The 25,987-nt window shown below is 61.8% G+C and carries 20 protein-coding genes; 7 read left to right on the top strand and 13 right to left on the bottom strand.

Translation table 11 applies throughout. The annotated features are described in order from the left end of the window. The first annotated feature begins 2 nt into the window (after positions 1-2). From pduT to CWM54_RS11940, 5 genes are all read left to right on the top strand, one after another. The gene (pduT, locus tag CWM54_RS11960; RefSeq protein ID WP_023298168.1) at positions 3-557 is read left to right on the top strand and encodes a propanediol utilization microcompartment protein PduT; all 555 of its coding nucleotides are present in this window, start codon (positions 3-5) and stop codon (positions 555-557) included. Continuing rightward, positions 557-907: a propanediol utilization microcompartment protein PduU gene (gene pduU / locus CWM54_RS11955; RefSeq protein ID WP_016161761.1), complete on the top strand. Its 351-nt coding sequence runs from the start codon at positions 557-559 to the stop codon at positions 905-907. Before pduT ends, pduU begins: the two co-directional genes overlap by 1 nt. Positions 908-911: 4 nt before the next feature. Next, entirely contained in the window at positions 912-1,352 is a 441-nt protein-coding gene (pduV, locus tag CWM54_RS11950; protein WP_100697207.1) for a propanediol utilization protein PduV, read from the top strand. Further along, complete coding sequence (locus CWM54_RS11945) at positions 1,349-2,563, top strand: acetate/propionate family kinase (protein WP_100697205.1); 1,215 nt, start codon at positions 1,349-1,351, stop codon at positions 2,561-2,563. The genes pduV and CWM54_RS11945 overlap by 4 nt, the downstream gene beginning before the upstream one ends. A gap of 91 nt (positions 2,564-2,654) precedes the next feature. Further along, entirely contained in the window at positions 2,655-3,521 is an 867-nt protein-coding gene (locus CWM54_RS11940; RefSeq protein ID WP_133123757.1) for an L-threonine kinase, read from the top strand. Positions 3,522-3,524: 3 nt separating this feature from the next. Here the strand turns inward: CWM54_RS11940 and cobD are convergent, their stop codons facing one another. Together cobD and amiC are read right to left on the bottom strand one after the other, a co-directional pair. Further along, on the bottom strand, positions 3,525-4,601 hold the full coding sequence (gene cobD / locus CWM54_RS11935; RefSeq protein ID WP_100697203.1) for a threonine-phosphate decarboxylase CobD: 1,077 nt from the start codon (positions 4,599-4,601) through the stop codon (positions 3,525-3,527). Between the two features lie 17 nt (positions 4,602-4,618). Further along, complete coding sequence (gene amiC / locus CWM54_RS11930; RefSeq protein WP_008806319.1) at positions 4,619-5,872, bottom strand: N-acetylmuramoyl-L-alanine amidase AmiC; 1,254 nt, start codon at positions 5,870-5,872, stop codon at positions 4,619-4,621. Between the two features lie 227 nt (positions 5,873-6,099). Here amiC and argA point away from each other — a divergent pair, with 227 nt between their 5' ends. Then, positions 6,100-7,431, top strand: coding sequence for an amino-acid N-acetyltransferase (gene argA, locus CWM54_RS11925; RefSeq protein ID WP_100697201.1), 1,332 nt, complete (start codon positions 6,100-6,102; stop codon positions 7,429-7,431). Between the two features lie 231 nt (positions 7,432-7,662). Next, entirely contained in the window at positions 7,663-7,983 is a 321-nt protein-coding gene (locus tag CWM54_RS11920; protein ID WP_100697199.1) for a hypothetical protein, read from the top strand. A 58-nt stretch (positions 7,984-8,041) separates the two neighbouring features. On the opposite strand, the gene recD is transcribed toward CWM54_RS11920, so the two are convergent. The 11 genes from recD to ptsP form a co-directional block, all read right to left on the bottom strand. Next, positions 8,042-9,886, bottom strand: coding sequence for an exodeoxyribonuclease V subunit alpha (gene recD / locus CWM54_RS11915; RefSeq protein WP_100697197.1), 1,845 nt, complete (start codon positions 9,884-9,886; stop codon positions 8,042-8,044). Then, positions 9,883-13,419: an exodeoxyribonuclease V subunit beta gene (gene recB, locus CWM54_RS11910; protein WP_100697195.1), complete on the bottom strand. Its 3,537-nt coding sequence runs from the start codon at positions 13,417-13,419 to the stop codon at positions 9,883-9,885. Before recB ends, recD begins: the two co-directional genes overlap by 4 nt. After that, a complete protein-coding gene (gene ptrA, locus CWM54_RS11905) occupies positions 13,416-16,301 on the bottom strand; it encodes a pitrilysin (RefSeq protein ID WP_100697193.1) in 2,886 nt (961 codons plus the stop codon). The genes recB and ptrA overlap by 4 nt, the downstream gene beginning before the upstream one ends. Positions 16,302-16,421: 120 nt before the next feature. Then, positions 16,422-19,799, bottom strand: a complete 3,378-nt coding sequence (gene recC / locus CWM54_RS11900) for an exodeoxyribonuclease V subunit gamma (protein ID WP_100697191.1) — start codon at positions 19,797-19,799, stop codon at positions 16,422-16,424. Positions 19,800-19,811: 12 nt separating this feature from the next. Next, on the bottom strand, positions 19,812-20,135 hold the full coding sequence (locus CWM54_RS11895) for a prepilin-type N-terminal cleavage/methylation domain-containing protein (RefSeq protein ID WP_100697190.1): 324 nt from the start codon (positions 20,133-20,135) through the stop codon (positions 19,812-19,814). Continuing rightward, entirely contained in the window at positions 20,120-20,527 is a 408-nt protein-coding gene (locus CWM54_RS11890; protein WP_100697188.1) for a DUF2509 family protein, read from the bottom strand. Before CWM54_RS11890 ends, CWM54_RS11895 begins: the two co-directional genes overlap by 16 nt. Then, positions 20,524-21,081 carry a prepilin peptidase-dependent protein gene (locus tag CWM54_RS11885; RefSeq protein ID WP_100697186.1) on the bottom strand — a complete coding sequence of 186 codons (558 nt, stop codon included), beginning with the start codon at positions 21,079-21,081 and terminating at the stop codon, positions 20,524-20,526. The genes CWM54_RS11890 and CWM54_RS11885 overlap by 4 nt, the downstream gene beginning before the upstream one ends. Then, the gene (locus CWM54_RS11880; RefSeq protein WP_100697184.1) at positions 21,078-21,629 is read right to left on the bottom strand and encodes a prepilin peptidase-dependent protein; all 552 of its coding nucleotides are present in this window, start codon (positions 21,627-21,629) and stop codon (positions 21,078-21,080) included. The genes CWM54_RS11885 and CWM54_RS11880 overlap by 4 nt, the downstream gene beginning before the upstream one ends. Before the next feature lie 185 nt (positions 21,630-21,814). Continuing rightward, positions 21,815-22,609 (bottom strand): thymidylate synthase, encoded by a 795-nt coding sequence (thyA, locus tag CWM54_RS11875; protein ID WP_100697182.1) that lies wholly within the window; start codon positions 22,607-22,609, stop codon positions 21,815-21,817. Positions 22,610-22,615: 6 nt separating this feature from the next. Next, positions 22,616-23,491, bottom strand: coding sequence for a prolipoprotein diacylglyceryl transferase (lgt, locus tag CWM54_RS11870; RefSeq protein ID WP_061153416.1), 876 nt, complete (start codon positions 23,489-23,491; stop codon positions 22,616-22,618). A gap of 246 nt (positions 23,492-23,737) precedes the next feature. Next, positions 23,738-25,984 (bottom strand): phosphoenolpyruvate--protein phosphotransferase, encoded by a 2,247-nt coding sequence (gene ptsP / locus CWM54_RS11865; RefSeq protein WP_100631300.1) that lies wholly within the window; start codon positions 25,982-25,984, stop codon positions 23,738-23,740. Positions 25,985-25,987: the final 3 nt, after the last annotated feature.

Below are 25,987 nucleotides of genomic sequence, written 5' to 3'. Positions count from 1 at the left end.
TCATGACCCAGGCTATCGGAATTTTAGAACTGACCAGCATCGCCAGGGGGATGGAACTGGGCGACGTCATGCTGAAAAGCGCGAACGTACAGCTCCTGCTTTGCAGAACCCTTTGCCCCGGAAAATTCCTGCTGATGCTGGGCGGCGACGTCGGCGCCGTGCAGCAGGCAATCGCCGCCGGCACGGCGCGCGCCGGGGAGATGCTGGTGGACAGCCTGGTGCTGGCCAACATTCATCCCAGCGTACTGCCGGCGATCAGCGGCCTCAACGTGGTCGAGCAGCGGCAGGCGGCGGGGATCGTCGAAACCTGGAGCGTGGCAGCGTGCATCAGCGCCGCCGACCGTGCGGTGAAAGCGGCCAACGTCACCCTGGTGCGCATCCATATGGCGTTTGGTATCGGCGGCAAGTGCTACATGGTGGTGGCTGGCGATATCGCCGATGTCGACAACGCCGTCACGGTGGCCAGCGACAGCGCAGGCGAGAAAGGATTGCTGGTTTACCGGGCAGTGATCCCGCGACCGCACGACGCGCTGTGGCAACAGCTGATGGAGGGATAATGGAACCGCAAACCCCTACCGAACGCATGATCCAGGAGTATGTCCCGGGCAAACAGGTCACTCTGGCACACCTCATCGCCAATCCGGGCAAAGATCTGTTCAAAAAGCTGGGCCTGCCGGACGCGGTCTCCGCTATCGGCATTCTCACCATTACCCCCAGTGAGGCGTCGATCATCGCCTGTGACATCGCCACTAAGTCCGGCGCGGTGGAGATCGGCTTTCTCGATCGCTTCACCGGCGCGGTGGTGTTGACCGGCGATGTCTCCGCCGTGGAGTACGCGCTAAAGCAGGTTACGCGCACGCTCGGCGAGTTGATGCGCTTCACCGCCTGCCCGATCACCCGGACCTGAGCCCATGAAGCGCCTGATGCTTATCGGACCCAGTCAGTGCGGCAAAACCTCGCTGACCCAGGTATTGCGTGGCGAAACGCTGCGTTATCAGAAAACGCAGGCCATCGTCTGGACGCCGGCCGCGATCGACACCCCGGGGGAATATCTGGAAAACCGCTGCCTGTACAGCGCGCTGCTCACCAGCGCCTGCGAGGCCGATGTCATCGCGCTGGTACTGAATGCCGATGCGCCCTGGTCACCTTTTTCTCCGGGGTTTACCGCCCCGATGAACCGCCCGGTTATCGGGGTGGTCACCAAAGCCGATTTGGCCGCCTCGCCCCGTCTGCAACAGGTCCGGGCATGGCTCGACGCAGCGGGCGCCGAACATATCTTTATCACCAGCGCGTTAACCAGCGACGGGCTTGATGACCTGCTCGCCTGCCTGAACGCAGAGGAACATCAATGACCTATAAAATCATGGCGATCAACGCCGGCAGCTCCTCCCTGAAGTTTCAGCTGCTTAACATGCCGCAGGGGGCGTTGCTCTGTCAGGGGTTGATCGAACGTATCGGCCTGCCCGAGGCCCGCTTTACGCTGAAAACGTCGGCGCAGAAATGGCAGGAGACGCTGCCCATCGCCGATCACCACGAAGCCGTGACCCTGCTGCTGGAGGCGCTGACCGGCCGCGGGATCCTGAGCAGCCTGCAGGAGATAGACGGCGTTGGCCACCGCGTCGCCCACGGCGGCGAACGCTTCAAAGACGCCGCGCTGGTCTGCGACGACACCCTGCGGGAGATCGAACGCCTGGCGGAGCTGGCGCCGCTGCATAACCCGGTCAATGCGCTGGGCATTCGTCTCTTTCGCCAGCGGCTGCCGGCGGTACCGGCGGTGGCGGTCTTTGATACCGCCTTTCACCAGACCCTGACGCCGGAGGCCTGGCTCTATCCCCTGCCCTGGCGCTATTACGCCGAGCTGGGCATTCGCCGCTACGGTTTTCACGGCACCAGCCATCACTATGTCAGCAGCGCGCTGGCGGAAAAGCTGGGGGTACCGCTGAGCGCCCTGCGGGTAGTGAGCTGCCACCTGGGCAATGGCTGCAGCGTCTGCGCCATCAAAGGCGGGCAGTCGGTGAATACCTCAATGGGCTTTACCCCCCAGTCCGGGGTGATGATGGGCACACGTAGCGGCGATATCGACCCGTCGATTCTTCCCTGGCTGGTGGAGAAAGAGGGGAAATCCGCCCAGCAGCTCAGCCAGCTGCTGAATAATGAATCTGGGCTGCTTGGCGTCTCCGGTGTGTCCTCTGACTACCGCGACGTCGAACAGGCAGCCGACGCCGGCAATGAACGCGCAGCTCTGGCGCTGTCGCTGTTTGCCGAACGCATTCGCGCGACTATCGGCAGCTATATCATGCAGATGGGAGGCCTGGATGCGCTGATCTTTACCGGCGGCATTGGCGAGCATTCCGCCCGGGCGCGGGCGACAATCTGCCGCAATTTGCACTTTCTCGGCCTCGCGCTGGACGACGAGAAAAACCAGCGGAGCGCGACCTTTATTCAGGCGGATAACGCGCTGGTCAAAGTCGCGGTGATCAACACCAATGAAGAGCTAATGATTGCCCGCGACGTCGTGCGTCTCGCATTGCCGCAGGCGCGAGAGCTGGTTGTGTCGGCATAAACGACGTACCTCCTCTTGCGGAGAATCATGGTAACCGGCGGGTCGCCATGCCACTATGCGCCCTGGCGAAGGTAAGCGGAAAGGTGAAAACGTGGCTGTTGCACAATGTCCCGCCTCGTGCGGAGAACTTATCCAGGGCTGGATCCTCGGCAGCGAGAAACTGGTCTCCTGCCCGGTGGACTGGTACAGCACCGTCGAGGTCGAGACCGGGGTGCCGCGAAAAGATGAGCGGCCGCTGTCACGGGCGATGGTCGACCAGCTGCTGGCCCACTGGGGCTACCCCCCAGCGCTGAGCCAGCAGATCCGCATCACCCTGCACTCAACAATCCCGGTGGCCAAAGGGATGGCCAGCAGCACCGCCGATATCGCCGCCACCGCCGCCGCCACCGCCCACCATCTGGGCCATCCGCTGGATGAGCCGACGCTGGCGCGTCTGTGCGTCGCGCTGGAGCCTACCGACAGCACCCTGTTTCGCCAGCTGACGCTGTTCGACCATAATACCGCCGCCACGCAAATCGCCTGCCCTGCGCCGCCGGCGCTCGACCTGTTAGTACTGGAGAGCCCGCTGACGCTGCGCACCACCGACTACCACCAGCTGCCACGCGAGGCGGGTCTGTTGGCTAACGCCTCCCGGCTGCAGCTGGCGTGGGAGAAAGTGCAGCAGGCCTGCCACTGCGGCAGCCCACAGCTTCTGGGCGAAGCGGCGACCATCAGCGCCATCGCCAGCCAGCAGCTGTTGCCCAAACCGGGGTTTGACGCGCTACTGCAACTGGTGGAAAGCGCAGGACTCTATGGCCTTAACGTGGCGCACAGCGGCAGCGTCGTCGGCCTGCTGCTGGACCGCCGTCGTCATGACGTCGAATTTCTCCAGTGGCGACTGGCAGACAGCAACATCGCCGCCCACTGGCCGCAGCAGCATCTGCTGGCGATGGTGCGCGGGGGCGTCACCCTGCAGTAAGGCTCAGGCCAGCGCCCGGCGCAGCGCCGCCAGCAGTTGATCGTTTTCGCTGGCGCTGCGGATCGCCACCCGGAAATAACGGCTATCCAGCCCCGGGTAGTTGGCGCAGCTGCGGATCAGCACGTGCTGGCGCAACAGGGCGTATTGCAGGTCAAGCCCTGGCCTGTCGCAGCGCAAGAACAGATAGTTGGCGCGCCCGGGCCACACGGTCAGCCCGGCAATCTCCTGCAGTTGCGCGTAGAGACGCATCCCCTCCTCCTGCAGCCACTGCCAGGTGGCCCGCTGATACTCCCGGTCCTGGAGGATAATCTCCCCGGCCAGGGCGGCATAGGCATTGATGGACCACGGCATTTGTCGCTCGCGCAGCCGGGCCACTGCCTGCACGTCAGCGTTCAGCAGGTAGCCGAGACGCAGCCCCGGAATGGCATAAAATTTGGTGAGAGAACGCAGAACCCAGACGTGCGGGTACTGCGCCAGCAGGGGAATAAATCCCGGCTGGTCGGGCATAAAATCGAGGAAGGCCTCGTCAAGGATCAGGCTGATGTTCAGTGCCCGACAGCGCTGCGCAATGGCTTCCAGCAGGCCCCGCTCCGGCAGCAGGCCGGTGGGGTTATTCGGGGTGCAAAGAAACAGGCAGTCCAGCCCCGGAGTGAGGGCATCGAGGATCGCGTCAGTCAGTTGCCAGCCATCGCACTCCCGGAGGGCATACTCCACCACCTCGCAATCCACAATCTGCAACGCCCGCCGGTACTCCGCGAAACCGGGAATGACGATCATCGCCCGCCGCGGCTTAAGGCCGTGGACGAGGGTGAAGATCGATTCAGTTTCGCCGTTGCCGGCAAGGATATGCGCCGCCGGCAGCTGATGGTGGGCCGCCAGCGCCTGGTGCAGCTGTTGATACTCAACGTCAGGATAGCGCTCGGCGCAGCCTGGGTTGTCGACGATCGCCTGCCTGAGCGAAGCTGGCATCCCCAGCGGATTGATGTTGGCGCTAAAATCCAGCAGCTCTGCGGGGGCAATACCCAGCAGGGCGGCGGCCTCGCGGATATTGCCGCCATGGGCGCTTTTCAGTAAGGCCATGTCCCTTTCCTGTGTGGTTATCCGCGACGGGCCAGCGTCGCGCCGTCGGCGAAGTAGGCTTTAATCCCGGCGAGGATCGACTCGGCCACCTCCTGCTGGAATTTGGCCGTTTTCAGCTTCCGCTCTTCTTCCACGTTACTGATAAACGCCGTCTCCACCAGAATGGAGGGGATATCCGGCGCCTTCAGCACCGCAAAGCCCGCCTGCTCTACCCGATTCTTGTGCAGGTTATTGATGTTGCCCATTTTCTCCAGCACCGCCTTGCCAAATTTGAGGCTGTCGGCGATGGTCAGGGACTGCACCATATCGAACATGGTGTGGTCGACATAGCGGTCGCCGCTCTTGCTGACCCCACCGATCAGATCCGAGGCGTTCTGCGTCTGGGCGAGATATTTTGCCGCGGTACTGGTTGCCCCCCTGGTGGAGAGGGCAAACACTGAGGAACCGCTGGGCTGGCGGCTGGTAAAGGCGTCGGCGTGAATCGACACGAACAGGTCGGCACGCTGCTTCTGTGCCTTGGCGACACGCACCTTCAACGGGATAAACACGTCTTCGTTGCGGGTCATATAGGCCTTCATATTGCCTTCTTTGTCGATCAACGCCCGGAGGCGGCGGGCAATCTGCAGCACCACATCTTTCTCGCGGGTGCGATACTTCCCCACGGCGCCGGAGTCTTCGCCGCCGTGTCCGGGATCGAGCATAATGACAATCGGCCGGTCGCGCCCGGCTTTGCCCGGCTGTGGTCCGCTTTGCGCCGGCGGAACCTGACGCTCCAGATCGCCTTTGTTGTAATCCTCGAGCAGCGCCAGCAGCGGATCCTGAACATCGGTGGCGTTGGCGGGGTAGAGGTCCATCACCAGACGCTCTTTAAAGCCGGCCACCGGCGCGAGGGCAAACAGCTGCGGCTTGACGTTCTGCTTGAGCTCAAAAACCATGCGCACGGTTTGCGGATCAAACTGGCCCACGCGGGCGGACTGAATAAAGGGGTCGTCATCGCGGATCTGCCCCCCCATGCCCTTCAGCACAGAGTTCAGGTTAACCCCTTCCAGATCCACCACCACCCGCTCCGGGTTACTGAGGGCAAACTGCCGGTATTTCAGCACATGATTCGATTCTACCGTGACGCGCGTGTAGGTCGATGCTGGCCAGACACGGACGGCGACCACTCGCGCATCGGCAGCCAGCCCCACAGGGCTCACGCTCATTAACCACATGGCGCCCGCGCCCTGCAACAGACGGCGACGGCTTAATCCAGAGTTGTTTCCCGACATGCCACTCCCAAGCAATAAAAACGCATTTGTACCCAAAACAAACAGATTGACCAGAAACTTTAACGAAAGCCATATAACCTGTCATCTATAAAAGGGTAAACATTCATTGACACCCTGCGCCGGGTCACATGTTTTTCGTGTCTTAGCCTAAAATTGGCACTTGCGTTTAACGGCAAAACAGAATAAAAATACAATAATTACGAATAATCATGCATTGAGGGTTTGTCATGGTGAAGGAACGTCGCACTGAACTGGTAGAAGGATTCCGCCATTCTGTTCCCTATATTAATGCCCATCGGGGAAAAACGTTTGTCATCATGCTGGGCGGCGAAGCCATTGAGCATGAGAATTTTTCAAGTATTGTCAATGATATAGGATTACTGCATAGCCTGGGCATTCGCCTGGTCGTGGTCTATGGCGCCCGCCCGCAGATTGACGCTAACCTCGCCGAGCACCATCACGAGCCGGTCTATCACAAGCAGACGCGAGTGACTGACGCTAAAACGCTTGAGCTGGTTAAGCAAGCGGCGGGGATGCTGCAGCTGGAGATCACCGCCCGCCTGTCGATGAGCCTCAACAATACCCCGCTGCAGGGAGCCCATATCAACGTCGTCAGCGGCAACTTTATCATTGCCCAGCCGCTGGGTGTCGATGACGGTGTCGATTATTGCCACAGCGGACGCATTCGCCGCATTGACGAAGAGGCGATTCATCGTCAGCTCGACAGTGGCGCCATTGTACTGATGGGGCCGGTCGCAGTGTCGGTCACCGGCGAGAGTTTTAACCTGACCTCTGAAGAGATCGCCACCCAGTTGGCCATTAAGCTGAAGGCAGAGAAAATGATCGGCTTCTGTTCGTCGCAGGGGGTCTACAACCAGGAAGGGGAAATTGTCTCCGAACTGTTCCCCAACGAAGCACAGTCCCGGGTCGAAGAGCTGGAAGCGGACGAAGATTATAACTCCGGTACCGTGCGCTTTCTGCGCGGGGCCGTGAAGGCCTGCCGCAGCGGCGTGCGACGCTGCCACCTGATCAGCTATCAGGAAGACGGCGCACTGCTGCAGGAGCTATTCTCACGCGACGGCATCGGCACCCAGATCGTGATGGAGAGCGCGGAGCAGATCCGCCGGGCGACCATCAACGATATCGGCGGTATTCTTGAGCTGATAAGCCCGCTTGAGCAGCAGGGCATCCTGGTGCGCCGCTCCCGCGAGCAGCTGGAGATGGAAATCGACAAATTCACCATTATTCAGCGCGATAACACCACTATCGCCTGCGCTGCCCTCTATCCTTTCCCGGAAGAGAAGATCGGCGAAATGGCCTGCGTGGCGGTGCATCCGGATTACCGGAGCTCGTCGCGGGGAGAGGTGCTGCTGGAGCGTATTGCCGCCCAGGCCAGACAGATGGGGCTGAGCAAGCTGTTCGTGCTAACCACCCGCAGCATCCACTGGTTCCAGGAGCGCGGCTTCACGCCGGTGGATATCGACCTGCTGCCAGAGAGTAAAAAGCAGATGTATAACTATCAGCGCCGGTCGAAGGTGCTGATGGCCGACCTCGCTTAAGCCCTTCTTCACTCTTTCTAACGGCCCGGGATAAAACGGCGTTTATCGTCTAATTCCGGGCCGTTCTTCAGCCCCTCTTCGCAACGGCGCCTGTCTGCGACAAGCGGGCGAAATTCCTGGTTTCCGCGCAAGCCATTTCTTTCTCGCTGGCTCACCGATATGCTACTGACTGTCGACAGGACGTCGACTGGCGCAACGGCCACCACCCGCCCTGCAAGGATCGCTGAAATAATGGAAACCAAACCGAACTGGCTGGTCAGACATATCAACCTCATTACCGCCACGGTCACCCTCTATCCGTGGTTGCTGATGATACTGCTCCTCTGGGATAACCAGCGCCATCATCAGCATGGTTATGCCGCGCTCGGCGCCGCCATCGCGATATTATTCCTGCTGGTCCTGACATCCGGCATGAATGTTCTCATCTCCTCGCTGGTGATTTTTGTTGCCCGCTGTTCCTCCCCACCGCTGGCCAGCGGCGCGGCAGTCCGCTTTTTCGCGATGAATTCGATATCGGTGCTCTGGCTCATCCCCATGTTCTTCAGCTACTGATTTTTCTGCCAGCCGGGCAACGGGCTGCATCATTTTCCCATCGCCCGGATGCGGCCTCTCAGGGGGATTCGCGCCCGGCGAAAATCTCCGCCAGGCCGCTGCGCCGCTCGGTGCGCGTCACAATGGCCTGGGAGAGCACCTGCTCGTCGGCATAGAGTGACAATCGCTGTTTCGCGCGGGTGATCGCCGTGTAGACCAGTTCGCGGGTCACCAGCGGGACGCTGCGCGCCGGCAGGATCAGCGCCGCATGTTCGAACTCGGAGCCCTGCGATTTATGCACGGTCATCGCCCAGGCGGTATCATGCTCCGGCAGGCGACTCGGCTGCACCGACTTGATGGTGCCGTCGGGCATCAGGAACCACACCCGCAGCTCGCCGTTGCGCTCGAGCGCTATCCCGATATCGCCGTTAAACAGCCCCAGCGCGCTGTCATTGCGCGATATCATGATCGGTCGGCCGTCATACCAGCGGGAGTGGCGCGGCAGAGCGATCGCCCGCTGGCGGTTGAGCCGCTGCTCCAACCGCTCATTGACGCCGCTCACGCCGTACGGCCCTTCGCGCAGCGCGCACAGCAGCTGGAATTCGCTGAAAGCGGCCAGCATGGCCTGCGGTTCGGCCCGCTCGCGGCGCAGCTGCAGGTAGCGTTCATAACCCTGCTGGGCCGCGCCGAGCATGGCCTCGTACTCGTCGGTCGTGCTGAGGGGATGAAGCGCGATATCGTCAAACGGCTGGCGCAGCGTGGCCTTCACCTCCGCGCGCGCGCCAGCATTCACCGCCCGCGCCAGGCTCCCGATGCCGGAGTGACTGCCGAAGCGATAGCTCTTTTGCAGCAGGCACAAGCTGTCTCTCAGCGCGCCAGCGATAGTCCCATCGCCCGCCGGCACCGGAGAACCGGTCAGCCGGGTCAGCTCCTGCGCCCGCGCGGCAGTGTAGCCCGAGCTCGCCCAGGCGCAGATATCCCCCAGCACCGCCCCCGCTTCCACGGAGGCCAGCTGGTCGCGATCGCCGAGGAAAATCACCCGCCCGTGGGCCGGCAGCGCGTCGATAAGCCGCGACATCATCGGCAGGTCAATCATCGAGGCTTCATCCACCACCAGCACATCCAGATGCAGCGGGTTGCCGGCGTGATAGCGCATGCGCTGGCTGCCGGGCTGGGCGCCCAGCAGACGATGCAGCGTGCTGGCCTCGGTGGGAATTAACGCTTTCTGCGCATCGGTCAGCGGCAGCTTTCTCAGCGCCGCGCCCAGCGATTCGGTCAGGCGCGCCGCCGCTTTCCCCGTCGGTGCCGCCAGGCGAATACGACAGCGCGGACTGTCGTCAATCTGGATCAGCGCCGCCAGAAGCTTCGCCACGGTGGTGGTTTTCCCGGTCCCGGGACCGCCGGAGATCACCGAGATGCGGCGAGTCAGCGCCACCGCCGCGGCCACTTTTTGCCAGTCGGTTTCGCCAGTGGCGGGAAACAGCGCATTTAGCGTTGACGCCAGCCGCGCCTCATCCATCTCCAGCACCCGGTTGGCTTCGTTAAAGAAGCGGGCGACGGTCAGCTCGTTGCGCCACATCCGATTCAGATAGAGCCGGTCGCCGCACAAAATCATCGGCGTCGGGGCATCGCCACTGCTTACCGCCGATGAGGAAAGCAGTAACGCTGGCCAGTCCTCCGGCGCGCCGGCTTCGGCCAGCAGCCGATCGCGGATCTCCCCCGCTTTCCCGCTCAGCGCCTCATCGTCGTTCAGCCGCGAGAGCGGCAGGCAGACGTGCCCTTCTCCGGCATCCCGGCTCAGTAACGCCGCCGCCAGCTTAACCGCCGGCGGGTCGTTTTGCGCCACCATCAGGGCAAACTGGACGTCCAATGGCCGCAGCAGACGCTGCTCCACCGCGGCCAGCAGTAGTTGTTCGAAAGTCATGAGGCCTCCTCCTGAGTTTCTCCGGCAAAAAGCTGATCCAGACCGTCAATCAGCGGTCGCACCGGCCGGGTGGTGAAGATCCCCTGCTCCCCCTCCTGCCCGTCCATGCCGCGCAGGAAGAGATAAATCACGCCGCCGAAGTGGCGGTCATAGTCATAATCGGCCAGCCGGTGGCGCAGATAGCGGTGCAGCGCCAGGCTGTACAGCTGATACTGCAGATCGTAGCGGTGGGCACGCATCGCCTGCTCCATCGCCGGCCGGGTGTAGGCCTCGCGATCTTCCCCCAGCCAGTTGGATTTGTAATCCAGCAGGTAATAACGGCCTTGGTGGCGGAAGACCAGATCGATAAAGCCCTTCAGCATGCCGCGCACCTGGCGGAAATCCAGTGGCGGCGTGTCGGCGGAGAGCGGATCGTACTGGCGGATAAGCGCATCAAGGCGCTCCGCCGTCAGCAGCTGGGCGATAGGCAGGTAAAACGCCATCTCCACCTGTTTGTCCCGCGCCGCAAGCTGATTGAGCGCGATATCCGCCCCCGGCAGGCGGGTCTTCAGCACGCCGCCCAGCCAGTCGGTCAGCACCGGCGCCCACTGCGCATCAAACCCGCTCAGCTGCAGCTTCTCTGCCATCCATCCGTCGGGCACCGGCTGGGTGAAGTCCAGCTCCTCAAACAGGCTGTGCAGGAAGGTCCCCGGCGCGGCGCCGCGCGGGAACTGGTGTGGCGTCAACTGCGGCTCTTCCACGACTTCGCCGACGCCGGCGGCATCGACATCCAGGCGCGGCAGCAGATCCTGCCCGCCGCTGAAACCATGCTGCTGCAGTCCGGAGTAGCTGGTCACCCGCCAGTCATCGGCGATGCGGCGCTGCAGCTCGCGCGCCGACAGCGGGGGGATGGTCGCCGCGGGCGCCTGCCACGGGGTCAGATCCAGCTCGCCCGGTCTCTGTAATGCAATATCGCCATGACAGAAGTCTGCCAGCTGCGCGGCCAGCCCGGCGGCGTCCATGGCTTCGCCCGCCTGCAACAGCCGCCCCAGCGCGCTGAGGTGGAAATTGCTGTTGCCAGATTTCCGGCTGCTGAGCGGCGCCACCCCGAGGCTGCAGTGCCAGACCGCGCGGGTCAGGGCGACGTACAGCAGGCGCAGATCTTCCGCCAGCCGTTCCGCCTCCGCCAGCTCGAGGCTGGCCTCATCCTGGCCCAGATCCAGTACCGCCGCGAACGTCTCGCGATCGTGGTAGAACGCCTGGTCCTGTTTACGAAACCGGGCGATAAACGGCAGCCAGACCAGGGGGTATTCCAGCCCTTTTGACTTGTGAATGGTGACAATTTGCACCAGGTGCTTATCGCTTTCGAGACGCATCTGCTGGCTGGCGGCGTTGCTGTCCGGCTCGGCGATATGCTGCGCCAGCCAGCGCACCAGGGCATGCTCGCTTTCCAGTTGGCTGGCCGCCTCCTGCAGCAGTTCGCTGATATGCAGAATGTCGGTTAAGCGCCGCTCGCCGCCGCGGGTCGCCAGCAGATTCTCGGCGATATGCCGGGCCGTCATCAACGCCCGCAGCATCGGCATCACTCCGCGCTGACGCCAGATCTGGCGGTATTCGCTGAACTCTTCCACCAGCGCGTCCCACGCCTGCTCATCCTGGTTCAGGTTTTCAATATCCAGCGCGGTCAGGCCAAACATCGAGGTCGCCAGCGCGCTGCGCAGGGTATTTTCCCGCTCCGGGGCCAGCACCGCCTGCAGCAGCCAGAGCAGCTCCTGGGCCTCCAGCGTCTCAAAAACGCTGTCGCGGTTAGAGAGGTAGACCGAGGGGATGCCCAGCGTCTGCAGCGCTTCACGCACCTGCGCCGCCTCCAGCCGGTTGCGCACCAGCACGGTGATATCCGAGGCCTGCACCGGGCGCGAGGTTTCCCCGCGCCACAGCAGCGCGCGCCCCTGCTGGCCGGCGCTCAGCAAGTCGCGGATCTGCGTGGCGCAGAGCTGCGCCATAAACGTCTGATAATCGCCAGAGCCGACGGTGTCGCCGGGCATCAGCCAGACGTTCATCGCCGGTACGTCCGCCGCGTCAACGGTAAAGCGCAGCCCCTGATTCTTTGCCGCCGCCTTCACCGGCAGAAACGGGATCTCGCGGAACATGAAGGGGTTATCGCTGAGGCTGAACAGCCGATTGACGCTGCCCACCATGCCCGGCGAGGAGCGCCAGTTGGTATCGAGGGTGTAGTGCGCGGCAACGTCGCCGCGCGCTTTCATATAGGTAAAGATATCGGCGCCGCGAAAGGCGTAGATGGCCTGCTTCGGATCGCCGATCAGCAGCAGCGCCGTCTCCGGCTGCCGGCGCCAGATGCGGCGGAAAATACGGTACTGCTGGGGGTCGGTGTCCTGAAATTCATCGATCATCGCCACCGGAAAACGCTGGCGAATGGCGCTGGCCAGCGTCTCGCCGCTGTCGCCGCGCAGCGCCTCGTCAAGCCGGCTGAGCATATCGTCAAACCCCAGCTCGCCGCGGCGGCGCTTTTCGCGGGCGACCGCATCGCGGATCTCGACCATCGCTCTCGCCAGCACCAGATCGGTGAGCGTTAGCGACGAGGCCAACAGCGACTCCACGGCGCTAAACAGAGGGTGCACCGGCGGTTCGCCACCGGCTTTGGTACGCTCATGCAGAAACGACTGGGCAAATTTCTCCAGCGCGTCGGGCAGCTGGTAGCTCAACGTCTCTTCCTGCGCCCAGGCGTTCACTTTCTCAATCCACTTGCCCTGGTTGCCACGATTGAACTTCCGTCGGTCGAGCCCGGAATTTTCCAGCACGCCTTCTATCTCGCCCACCTGATCGCGCCACTGCTGCTTGAGCGCGTCAATGCGGCCGATGATCTGCTGATGGCGTTCGGCCAGCGTCTCGTCGGGGGCTGGCGGCGACTTAAGCTGCGGCGCTTCGCCCTGCAGCCAGCGGTCAAGGGACTTCAGCAGATCGCGCGGCCCTTTCCAAACGTCGTGGATCACCGCCGCGATATCACGGGTCAGCGGATAGCAGTGGCGGCGCCAGAAGTCAGCGCAGGCTTGATAGCGCAGGCGGGATTCATCCTCGATCAGCTGCTGCTCGAACAGCATGCCCGACTCGAAGGCGTTAAGGCTCAGCATCCGTTGGCAAAAGCCGTGGATGGTGAATACCGCCGCCTCGTCCATCTGCCGTTCGGCCAGCAGCAGCGTCTTCGCGGCGTCGTCTTTATCGTCGATCTCCGCCAGCAGCGCGCTGTAGAGCGGGTTGTCGGATTCGCCGCGCAGGCAGGCGATGCGCAGTTCGTGGATGTTGCTGCGGATACGCCCGCGCAGCTCTTCGGTCGCCGCCTCGGTAAAGGTCACCACCAGCAGCTCTTCAACGCTGATGGCGCGGGGATAGGCAGACTCGCCGCCCAGCCCCAGCAGCAGCCGCAGATACAGCGCGGCGATGGTAAAGGTTTTTCCGGTGCCCGCAGAGGCTTCTATCAGGCGCTCGCCCCTCAGGGGCAAGCGCAGGGGATCCAAAGACTCAGCGGTGTCGGTCATTCATTCTCTCGCATCAGGGGTAAGGATTGCTGCAATGCGCTGACGTTTTCCCACACTTTGCCGCCTTTCGGCTGGGCATAGTCCGCTTTGCCATTCTGGCTACCGGAAATCTGGGACAGTATCGTCATGCCCTGCGGATCCACCACCGTCTGATGGAAGAAGTCGGCAAGTTTTTGCGGCGTCAGCAGTTTAATCTGAGCCACTACTTTATCACGTGAATCAAAACGCATATTACCGCGATCGAAATCTTTGCTCAGTTTCGAGGCTTCATCGCCCAGCGTCTGCGGCGCCTGCAGCATCTGGCTTATCACCGCCTGCTGGAGCTGAGCAAACTCTTCCGGCTTCATCGCCCGCAGCTTCGCCTCCGCGGTGGGGAAGAAGGCCTGGAACCGCTGCCAGAGGTAGGCCGGTTGCTTATCGCTACTCTGCAGCAGGAAGCCCATGCCCCACTGGCGCCCCACGTTCATCGGGAAGGCAAAGACCGCATAGCCGAGCTGCTCTTCGGTACGCAGCTGGTTGTAGAACCACGGCTGAATAATCTGTCCCAGCAGGGTGCTGGCGGCGGTACTGCTGAACTCATCAACATTGGGCGGCGCGAACACCGCGGCCAGCGCGGAGTCGGTGCTGTTGCCCGCTTTGTTGAAGATCGCCAGCTGCTGCCGGTTCACCACCACGTCTTTGTTGCGGCACCATTCGTTGCCGTCAGCGCCCAGCTGCTGCTGGATCTGGCGGGCCAGCGTCGTGGCGGCATCGGCGGTCATATTGCCGATCACCATCAGTTCAGGACGCCCCTTGGTTTTCAGGTTGGCGCGGTAGTCGAGCACCTCTTTAAGAGTGATGGAGGGCAGCAACGCCCGGCGCACTTCGCGCTGGAAGTACGGCACCTGGGAGACCATCTGGATCGGCATTATCGCCTGATCGTAGGCTTTGCCTTTCTCGGCGGAGTCCATCATCTGCGCATACCAGGATTTGGCCTGCTCCAGCTGCTCCTCGGTCGGCGTATAGCTGAAGTATCCCTGCAACAGATCGCTGAACAGCGCCGGAAGGTGCTGGGTATAGCCGTTGGCATTAACCATTAATCCGTTATTAGCGCCGGTGGAGAACGAAATGCCGCCGACCGCCGCCTGGTTACTGAGCTGATCGAGGGCGATGCCGGCGAGATAATCGTTGAGGGCAAACATCACCTGCCGGCGAGCGCTGTCCATCGCCTGGGGATTACGCAGCACCAGGGAGATATCCGCCTTCGGCTCGCTGGCAAAATACTGGCTCGGGGCATACACCACCCGCAGCGTCGGTTCATCCAGGATCAGCTGCGGATGCGGCCAGGCTTTATCGCTTTTGATGAGGGTGAAATCATCCGGAATATAGGGGTTGAGCACCGGCAGCTGCAGCTGGATGGCCTGCGATTTTTGCTGCCAGTCAGCGAATGTCTGCTCGCTAATCTTATCCACCTGATACGGCGCATCGACAAAATAGGCCGTCTTGTTATGCGGCTCCTGGGGGCTGATATACCAGATACGGGCGTTCTGCGGGGTCATCATCGCCAGCCGGTCTTTGATCGCCTGCGGGTCGTACTGGTCGGCAATATTCACCACGTCCAGCGCATGCTCGACCGGCACCCGGATCATGGTATCCGCCAGCCATTCCACGTAGTCCATGTCGCGGTTGATCGACGGATAGCGGAAATCCAGCGCCAGCACATGCGCCAGTTCGTCGAAGTACCGTTTGTCGATGCCCTGGGTACGCAGGAGGTCAAGGTAGCTGAAAATGGCCGCCGTCACTTCGTCGCGGTGAGCCAGGCCTTTATCGGTGAGAGTGGCAGAGATCGCCAGCACACCGCTGTTGCCGTTTACCACCGGATCGGAATCCGCGCGGATACCTTCCGCCAGCCCCTGCTTTTGCAGCCAGTCGGAGAGCGTGCCCGGGCTGCGGTTGCCGATGAGATAGGTGACCAGCTCATCAGTTTTGCTGCGGAAGCGATCGCTGTTGTTGTCGATGCGAAACTCGACGCGCAGCACTTTACGCGGCATCGCTGGAACATAGTGAATAATGATGCCTTTTTGCGCATCCGTTACCACCGGGACGGTAATTTCCGGCCTGCTGATCTGACGATTCGGCACGCGGCCAAAAGTGTCAGCAGCCATGCGCGCCAGCTCCGGCAACGGCTTGTTGCTGTAGATCACCGCTTTCATCAGGTTGGCGGAGTACCAGCTATCGCGGAAGGTGTGCAGCGCATCAAGCACCGGACTGCCGGGCTTATCGCTGAGCGTCTCGAGGTTACCACCGGAGAAGTGGGCCGCCGGGTGGGCCGGGTTGATGGTCTCCGCGCTGACCTGGGCCATACGCATCCCGTCTCGCGTCCGGGCCATCGTCAGCTCGGCGTTGACCGCGTTACGTTCGCGGTCGGCATATTTTTTATCCAGCAGCGGCGCGGCGATGGCGTCGGCCAGGCGGTCTACGGCCCCGTCTAGCGCATCATTCTCCACTTCGAGATAAAACGCGGTGCGGTAGGGCGCGGTGCTGGCGTTATGGCTGCCGCCGTGCAGCTTAAGAAACTCTGCAAGGCTGTCAGGCTGGGGATATTTTTGCGACCCCATCAGCGTCATATGTTCCAGAAAATGCGCCAGCCCCTGATGATCGGCCGGATCCTGCAGGGATCCCACCGGCACCACCAGCGCCGACAGCGATTTCACCGCCTGCGGATCGGAAACCAGCAGCACGACCATGCCGTTATCAAGGCGGATCGCCTGATACTGACGCGTATCTTTTTCGCTTTTGCGGATCGTCTCCTGAATCGGCTGCCATCCGGTGTCGGCCTGACTAAACGGCGCCCAGAGGGCGGCCAGCACAACAAAAACCTTGAACCATAAACTGCGGGGCATTCACGAACCTCATCATTAACAAACTTGCGCTGCACAGCGTGCAGCCTTTTATGTCCATCAGTCCGTGATACGTTGCGCATAATAAATGAACCGCCATTCACTGCGCAATTTTTATACTATTTAAATTTGTGTGGACTGATGGTAACGATATAGCGGTAACAGATAACGCTGCGTCTGGGCAATGATTTCTTCGTAATGCGCCGGCTCCAGCGAACGCCACAGGCGTTGATACCAGATATCGGCGCCCTCCCCGCTGACCACCATGTTACCTTCGTAGGTCTGCAGGAATTTGCTCCGCGCTTTCTGCTGCGTCTCTTCGTCCATTAAGATGACATCCTTTTCGGCGTCGTAACAGGCTTTCAGCCAGGCACCACCGCTTTCCGGCAGCAGCAGCAGCGGCTGTGACATCCCCTGCAAATAGCCATCCACCAGCGCATTAAGGTACGCCTGCGCCTCGGCGGGCGCCAGCGCCGGGAAGCGCCACTCTCCCTCTTTACGCACAAACAGCCGGCTCTCGCCGGTGCCGCCGCTGGCACAGTAGACAAGATGTTCCAGCCAAAGTTGCATCCCCTGGGAGACGCTCAGCAGCGAAGGCCGCCAGCGCAGCAGCCCGTCCGGCTGCACCTGCTGCAGCCAGCCGGTGAGATTTACGCTGCCGCACTGCAGATCGATCTCCATGCTCTGCGCCTGCTGGCGCTCGGCCATCACTCGCTCGGCCAGGGCCTGCATCTCCAGGCGCTGCGTCTCCCAGACCAGCTCGCCAAAGGCGCCATACGGCAGCTCGCCGGCGGCGCGAAAGCGGCGGAACATAGCCGAGACGTCCTGCTCCTCGATAAGTGTATTGAGCAACTGCTGATTCAGTTGATAACGGCTCAGCCCTTCAAGAGTGAAGGGTTCGTCGTCAGGAATATCGTCCTCTTCCGCGCGGAAATTGACCCGCAGACGCTGCTGAAAAAACGCGCGAACCGGGTGCTGCCAGAAACGCAGGAGCTGCTCGAACGGCAGGCTGTCAATCGGCGGCGCGGTGAGCGGCTGAATGAAGTCGCTATGCGCTTCCCCCTGCTGACCGGCGGCGGCCAGCCATTCGCGGGCGTAGCTTTTGTTCTCGTCCTCCTGAAAATTGGCGACGTCGAACGGCATGCGCGTATGCAGATGGGTGATATGAGCTTTGACACGGGCTTCGCTGGCGTCACAATCAAGCGCCTCGTCGCCAGCGAGACAGTGGCTCTGGCCGATATAATCCGCCAGCTCCTGCACCAGCACCGAGGGAAAGCGCTCGCTGTTATCCTGGATCGAACGGCCGATATAGCTGATATACAGCGTCTGTTCGGCGGACATCAGCGCTTCGAGGAACAGATAGCGGTCATCATCACGCCGGCTGCGGTCGCCGCGCTGCGGCTTCTGGCTCATCAAATCAAAGCCCAGCGGCGGCAGCGTTCGCGGATAAACCCCGTCGTTCATCCCCAGCAGGCAAACCACTTTGAAAGGAATAGAGCGCATCGGCATCAGGGTGCAGATGTTGACCGGGCCGGCAAGAAAGCGCTGACTGATCCGCTGCTGATCCAGACGCTGGGCCAGTTCGTCGCGCAGCAGCGTCAGTGGCACCTGGTCGCCATACTGTGCTTCCAGACCGCTATCAATAACCGCCAGCCATTGTTGCTCAATCAGCGCCAGCGCCGCTTCGGTCTCGCTGTCCGGCAGGAAAAAGTCATTCAGCAGATCGCGACAAACCGGCAGCCACTCCGCCAGCGGCCGCTGCTGGGCGAGGCCGCGTCGCCACAGATTAAGCTGCATCAGCAGCGACGCGAGGTTGCCCACCAGTTCGGCGATCAAACCGCTGGATTCGTCATACGGCAGCACCGACTGCCATTCTCCCTCGCGGCTGTCCATGGCGTAGCCCAACAGCATGCGGGTAAGGCCGAACCGCCAGGTATGCTGCCCGGTCGCCGGCAGGTCCAGCTCGCGAACGTTGTCGTCATCCATTCCCCAGCGGACGCCGGACTCGTTCACCCACTGACGCAGGTAGCGCAGCCCTTCTTCCGTGATATTAAAGCGCGCCGCCAGCACCGGTACGTCCAGCAGCGCCAGCACATCTTCGCTGGCGAATCGGCTGTCCGGCAGCGAGAGCAGCGTAATAAACGCCTGCAGCACCGGGTGCGACTCGCGGGCGCGCCGGTCGGAGATCGCCCACGGCAGCCAGCGATCGCCGCTGGCCGCGCCAAACACCGCCTGTATGTAGGGGCTGTAGCTGTCGATATCCGCCACCATGACGATGATATCCCGCGGCGTGAGCGTCGGATCCGCCTCCAGCATCGCCAGCAGCCGATCGTGCAGAACTTCCACTTCGCGCTGCGGACTGTGGCAGACGTGAATGCTCAGACTGCGGTCATCCAGCGCCAGCGGACGTTTGTCGCGACTGTGGGCGAACGCCTCTGCGCTCTGCCCGGCCACCGCCGCGTTGCGCAGTTCGAGGATATCCGACTGCAGGTTATGCAACAGGTTATCAGGGGCAATGTCGACAAAGGCATCCAGCTCCTCATATCGCTCCAGCCCTGCCAACAGGTAGATATAGTCGCGCCCCAGTTTGCCCCAGGAGGCGAGCAACGGGTTGCCGACATCCTGCTCCCCTGCGTCATTAAACAACCCTGGCGCCTGCTCGGTGTCGCGAAACAGGGGTAGCGCGCGCGCCTCACGGTGATGGCGTCGCTGGCGCGACAGCAGCTTCGCCAGAAACGCCGGATCCTTAATGTCTCCCCAGTAGTAGCGGCAGGGGTTGGTGAACAGCACATAGACATCAACATGCTTACCCAGCGCCTGCAGCGCCTGCAGGTAGACCGGCGGCAGCGCAGAAATCCCGCAGATGAAAACGCGCGACGGCAGCCCGGCGGGCGGTTCGTCCGCTTTCTCCAGGGTGCTGATAAAGCGCTGGTAGAGATTGGCGCGGTGCCACTGCGGTTGCCCCAGCTCGGCGGTGTAGCTCACCAGCGCCTGCCACAGCGGCGCCTGCCACTGCTGTGCGTCGCCGAGGCCATCAACCCGCTGGCCGGCCTCCCAGCGCATCAGCCACTCCGGGCGATAGACGAGGTACTGGTCATAGAGGTCCGCCACCCGGGCTGCGAGTTGAAACAGCTTGCGCTTGTCACCGTCATCGCTCAGATACTGGCGCAGCAAGATAAAATCGTCTTCCTCCAGGTGCTGCGGCAGGAGGGTCATCAGCTTCCAGCTCATGCTCTGCTTGCTGAAGGCGCTTTCACCCGGAATATCTTTCAGGACGCGCACAAACATGTCCCAGATAAAGCTCGCCGGCAGCGGGAACTCGATATTGGCGGCAATCCCGAAGCGCGAGGCCAGGGTCATCTGCAGCCACTGCGCCATGCCGGTACTCTGCACCAGCACCATTTCGGCCTGAAAAGGGTCATCCAGCCGCTGGCGCTCGACGATAAATTCCATCAACGCCTCGAGAACATCCAGCCGGTTTGAGTGGTATACCCTTAACATAATTGCTCCTGACTACTGACTGACCGGGCAATGCAGCCGGGTCATCTGCGCCCGCTTGGCAACGGGCCTACTGATCGTTACCGTGATGCTGACACATCTTTGCGTCGATGTCTGCATACGGCTTACCTGCCCGTGTGCCGGCGACGACGGCGCGGAGAGCTGGCTATAGCGCCACGCGTCGCGCCACAGCTGACGCGTCTGGTTCAACTGGTGAACCCCTTGCGCCATTCCGCGCTGATAGCCGCCCAGCGCGGTAACCGTCAGCACCATCAGTGCCATCGCCAGCACGGTCTCCGGCAGGCTAAACCCCCGCTGACGCTTCAGGGCATTTGACATAAGCTCACCTCCCTGAGCGGGCAAAAATCGCTCCAGCCGTGGGCGGAAAAACGCACCTGCCCGCCGCCCACCTCGCCGGACTGCCAGACCTGCACCTCGCCGCTGGCGCTGCTGAGCAGCAGCGAACCGTCGCTGAAGATACGCAGACAGGCACGCCAGCCCTGCTGTGCCTGCTCCCGGCAGGCCAGTGGTACCTGCGCCGACCAGGCCTGCTGTTTTCCCCACTGCAGCGCCGAATGGGCAATGGCCGTATCGCGGATCGCCTGCGTTTCGCTAGCAGTTTGCGCCAGCAGCGCCCGCTGCTGCAGGTTAAGCCCCTCGAGTAACAGGCTGCCGAGAGTCAGCAACAGGAGCACCATCAGCAGCGACGACATCCCACGCTGGCGGATCACAGGTTATACCCCGTCACCCGCTGCTCCACCTCACTCACCAGCCCCGCCTGCCGGGCAGAGCGCGCCGCCAGCGTCACGCTCAGCTCCGGCGCAAAGCCCGTGGTGACCAGACGCTGTACCGAGAAGCGCGTCACTACGATAGCGGCCGGGTTGGTGATTTTTTCCCATCCGCTGCCGCGGCAGTCGCTGGCCCCGCGCAAGGTCTCCAGCGCACCGTCGCGCAGGCGAAAGCCAGTACTCTCCGCCATTGCCGCAGGGGAGGTTTCCCATCTCCCGTTGCTGTTCGCATCCCAGCGTACAATCAGGCACTCGCCGCCGGCGGTTAGCTCCAGCCCGGCGCCGCCGCACGCTCCCCGGCAATACCCGGCGCGCTGCAGGTGTTTCCCCACGGCATGCACGCGCTGCCACAGCTCATTCTCCAGGGTCAGCTGTTCGCCCTGGCGCAGAATATGGCGCTGCAGGGCAGGCAGAAAGCGGCAGGCTCCGATCAGCAGCAGCGAGCCAATTGCCATGGCGATAAGCGCCTCCGCCAGGGAAAATCCGCGGCGGCTCACTGGCATCCTCCTGCGCTGTCGCTGGGGCATAAACGAATCCGCCCCCAGTGTGAGATCACGATGCTCCAGCTGCCGGCCGCGCTCTGCAGCCGCAGATTCCCCGCCCAGGCGGTGCTGCGCAGACCATAAAACCCGAGGCCAGGCGTAACACCGACCAACGTGATCCCCGGCCAGCGCGGGCGCAGCGTGAAGGCCGACCCGGCGGTGCAGTCCGCCCCTTCCCCCTGCGCACTCAGGCACCAGCCCTGCTCGTCCTGGCCGACGCGAAGCACACGGTCACGGTTGTACGCGTTGGCGTCATCGCGCAGAAAGACCAGAAAATCCCGCACCTGGACGGCGGTTTGCCACAATCGTTGCTGTTGCTGCCAGCGCTGCCAGCCGTACAGGCCGCCGACGCTGAGGATCATCATCAATGTCAGCGTTACCAGGGTTTCCATCAGGGTATAGCCATGTTCTCTGTTCATGGCGTCGAGTATGCCGCGGCGGTTGGCCCTGGCGCGACGACGGAAAATAGCTTTCCCGGCCAGATACGCAAAAAAGGTTTGCATACTCGACAGAAGAACATTTTTTTGCGAGCGTCTACCCAACTTCGCCTACCGCAACCGCCGGGGGGCAGTGGGCAGGCTGAAGCGAACTTATCCCTGTGGCTATGGAGATATCCTCCATTCTGATGGTGCAAAAGGCATAAAAAAACCGGCGCCATCGGGCGCCGGTTGGTCATCTCTGCTGGGGGTTAAATCGCCACCGGCGCTTTAATGCCCGGGTGCGGATCGTAACCTTCAATCTCGAAGTCTTCAAAGCGGTAGTCGAAAATCGACGCCGGTTTGCGTTTGATGACCAGCTTCGGCAACGGACGCAGTTCGCGGCTCAACTGCAGGTTGGTCTGCTCAAGATGGTTGCTGTACAGATGGGTGTCGCCACCCGTCCAGACGAAATCACCGACCTGCAGATCGCACTGCTGCGCCACCATATGCACCAACAGCGCGTAGCTGGCGATGTTAAACGGCAGGCCGAGGAACACGTCACAGGAGCGCTGGTACAGCTGGCAGGAGAGCTTGCCGTCGGCGACGTAGAACTGGAAGAAGGCGTGGCACGGCGCCAGGGCCATTTTATCCAGCTCGCCGACGTTCCACGCCGAGACGATGATCCGGCGGGAGTCCGGGTCGTTTTTCAGCTGGTTCATCACCGTGGTGATCTGGTCGATATGACGACCATCCGGCGCAGGCCAGGAGCGCCACTGTTTGCCGTAGACCGGCCCCAGGTCGCCATTTTCATCTGCCCACTCATCCCAGATCGTGACGTTGTTGTCGTGCAGATAGGCGACGTTGGTGTCTCCCTGCAGGAACCACAGCAGTTCATGGATGATGGAGCGTAAATGACAGCGCTTGGTGGTCACCAGCGGGAAGCCTTCCTGCAGGTTAAAACGCATCTGATGGCCGAAAATAGAGATCGTGCCAGTGCCGGTGCGGTCATTTTTTGGCGTGCCCTCGGTGAGCACTTTCTGCATCAAATCAAGATACTGTTTCATGGTTCCTCAAGAATTCTGTTGCTGCGGACGGCGGCGGTAAGCCCAAACCATCATAATGATACCCGCAAGCACCATCGGGATCGAAAGAATCTGCCCCATGCTGATGTACTGCACCCAGCCGCCGGTGAACTGAGCGTCGGGCTGGCGGAAAAATTCCACGATAATACGGAACAGGCCGTAGCCAATCAGGAACAGACCGGAAACGGAGCCGGTCGGGCGCGGTTTACGGATAAACAGGTTCAGGATCAGGAACAGCACCACGCCTTCCAGCGCCAGCTCGTACAGCTGCGACGCGTGGCGCGGCAGCGCGCCGTAGGTATCAAACAGCGATTGCCATTCCGGATGCGTCGGCAGCAGCGCCAGGTCTTCGGCACGGGAGCCCGGGAAAATCATCGTGTAGTGGAAGCTCGGGTCCACGCGGCCCCACAGCTCACCGTTGATAAAGTTGCCCAGACGCCCGGCGCCAAGGCCAAACGGGATCAGCGGCGCGATAAAATCGGAAACCTGGAAGAAGGTGCGTTTGGTGCGTTTGGCGAAGATAATCATCACCAGGATCACGCCGATCAGGCCACCGTGGAACGACATGCCGCCGTCCCAGACGCGGAACAGATACAGCGGATCGGCAAGAAATACCGGCAGGTTGTAAAACAGCACGTAGCCGATACGGCCGCCCAGGAAGACGCCGAGGAAACCCGCGTAGAGCAGGTTTTCCACTTCATTTTTCGTCCAGCCGCTGCCCGGACGATTAGCGCGACGGGTGGCCAGCCACATCGCAAAGACAAAACCCACCAGGTACATCAAACCGTACCAGTGGAGGGAGACCGGGCCTAGAGAAAAAATGACCGGATCGAACTCCGGAAAATGCAGGTAGCCACTATTCATCTGTCACCATAAAGACTTGTTATTCCGCCGAAAGTGGACAGCGGTGATGATCTATGCCCGATAAAAACGGGCACGCCGAAGGAGGCGAATCATAGCATAAGCCTGGGGTGCGATCCGCGCCGAACGTGTAAAAGATATGTATACGGATGCTAACAGAATGCCGTTTTCCCGGCGGTACCCTCATTTTGCCGAATGGCGCGAACAGAGGATCCCCGGGTTACGGCTTACGCCTCACCCGGGCTACCGCTATCGCCCGCCGCGGATCAGGCCGCCGAGACCGCGACGCTCCATAAAGGCCGCCACCTGATGGCGCACCTCGGCGGTCATCTGGGCATCGAGGCTGCGACGCGACAGCTCCTGCGCCTCTTCGATATCAATGCGGCGCAGCAGATATTTCACCCTCGCCACCGAGCGGCCGTTCATCGACAGATGGCGATAACCGAGGCCGATAAGGATCGTCACGCACATCGGGTCGCCTGCCATCTCGCCGCACAGTCGCAGATCGATGCCAAAGCGCTCCGCGTCATGGGCAATCATCGCCAGCGCCCGTAATACCGCAGGATGCAGGCTGTCATACATGCTGGCGACCCGGGTATTGTTGCGGTCGACGGCCAGCAGGTACTGGGTCAGGTCGTTCGTCCCTACCGAGATAAAATCGATCCGACTGGCCAACTGCGGCAGCATAAAGACCATCGACGGGACCTCCAGCATCACCCCCAGGCGTGGACGTGGGATGGCGTAGCCGATCATCTCTTCCACTTCCCGGCTGGCGCGGTCGATCAGCCGACGGGCCTCATCCACCTCCTCCAGACTGGTCACCATCGGCAGCAAAATGCTGAGGTTGCCGGTGGCGGCGTTGGCGCGCAGCATCGCCCGCACCTGGATCAAAAAGATCTCCGGCTGATCGAGGGTGATGCGGATCCCGCGCCAGCCGAGGCACGGGTTCTCTTCACTGATCGGCATATACGGCAGCTGTTTATCCGCGCCGATGTCCAGGGTACGCAGGGTCACCGGTTTGCTGTTAAACATCTGCAGCATGCCCTGATACTGCGAGACCTGCTCCTCTTCAGAGGGGAAGCCGCTCTGCAGCATAAAGGGAATTTCGGTACGGTAGAGGCCAATGCCGTCAACAAAGCTGCCGAGCTTCTCTTCGTGCTCCGGGCTTAAGCCGGCGTTGAGCATGACTTTCACCCGCTCGCCGCTTTTCAGCTCCGACGCGCGCTGGAGATCGTCCTCCGCCAGGCGGCTGAGCTCGTTCTCTTCACTAATAAGGCGCTGATATTCCTGCAACAGGACAGGTTCTGGATCCACCAGCAGCTCACCGCGATAGCCATCGACAATCAGGGTATGGCCATGCAGCAGAGAGGGCTGGATATCGGCGCCCATCACCGTCGGGATCCCGAGGGCGCGTACCATAATGGCGGCATGGGAGTTGGCGGCGCCATCGCGCACCACCACGCCGACCAGACGATCCTGCGGCACTTCGGCGAGGGTGGTGGCCGACAGCTCGTCCGCCACGAGGATAATGCGCGCCGGCCAGGTGTTGGGCCCCTGAATGCTGTCGTCGAGATGGAACAGCAGACGCTGACCCAGGGTACGCAGATCGCCGGCCCGCTCTTTCAGATAACCGTCGCTGAGCGCGGCAAACTGTTCGGCGAACTTCTCAATGATCTTTTTGACCGCCCACTCAGCCACCGCGCCTTTGTCGACTTCGGCAAACAGCTCGCGACGCAGGCGGGCGTCAGAGAGGAGGTGCGAGTAGAGATCGAAAATCGCCGCCGTCTCTTTTTGCGCGCCGGCAGCATAGCGTTTGCTGTAGCGACGAAATTCGTTAGCCGCCTCTTCCAGCGCGCCGGTCAGGCGTTCGCGTTCCGAGGCGGTGTCCAGCGTCGAGGCTTCATACACCTGCTCCATCAGCGGCAGGCTGACGTCCATCCAGCCCTCGGCAATCGCCACCCCGGAAGAGGCCGGCAGGGCGCGAATGCGCGTCTGACGATACTGGCCGAACAGGGCGTTCAGCTGGGACTGGGAGAGGATCGCCGCCATCTGGGTGGCGAGGGTGACGAGGAAAGACTCTTCGCTTTCATCAAACTGACGCAGCTCGCGCTGCTGGACCACCAGCACGCCCAACAGCTGGCGGCGCTGAATGATCGGCACGCCAAGGAAGGCGCGGAAGCGGTCCTCTTTGACGGCAGGGATATATTTGAAGCTGGGGTGTTTTTGCGCATCAGCGAGGTTGATGGGCTCTGCCAGGCGGCCGACCAGCCCCACCAGGCCTTCATCGAACGCCAGCGCAACGGTGCGCCCGCGAGGTTTTTTTAACCCGCGGGTGGCCATCAGGTAATAGCAGCGTCGGTCATTGTCAGCCAGGTAAACCGAGCAGACTTCCGTCTCCATCGCCTGGCAGACATCCGTCACCAGAATATCCAGCGCCTCGTTTAAACGCGGCGCACTCGCGACCTTCTCGACTATTTCTCGCAACCGAGTGAGCATAAT

It is taken from the genome of Klebsiella sp. D-Nf1, assembly GCF_002810515.1.
In the GTDB taxonomy this organism is placed as follows: Bacteria; Pseudomonadota; Gammaproteobacteria; order Enterobacterales; family Enterobacteriaceae; genus Klebsiella; species Klebsiella variicola.
Note: the sequence above shows the minus strand (reverse complement) of the source record. Positions and strands in the feature narration are given on the sequence as shown.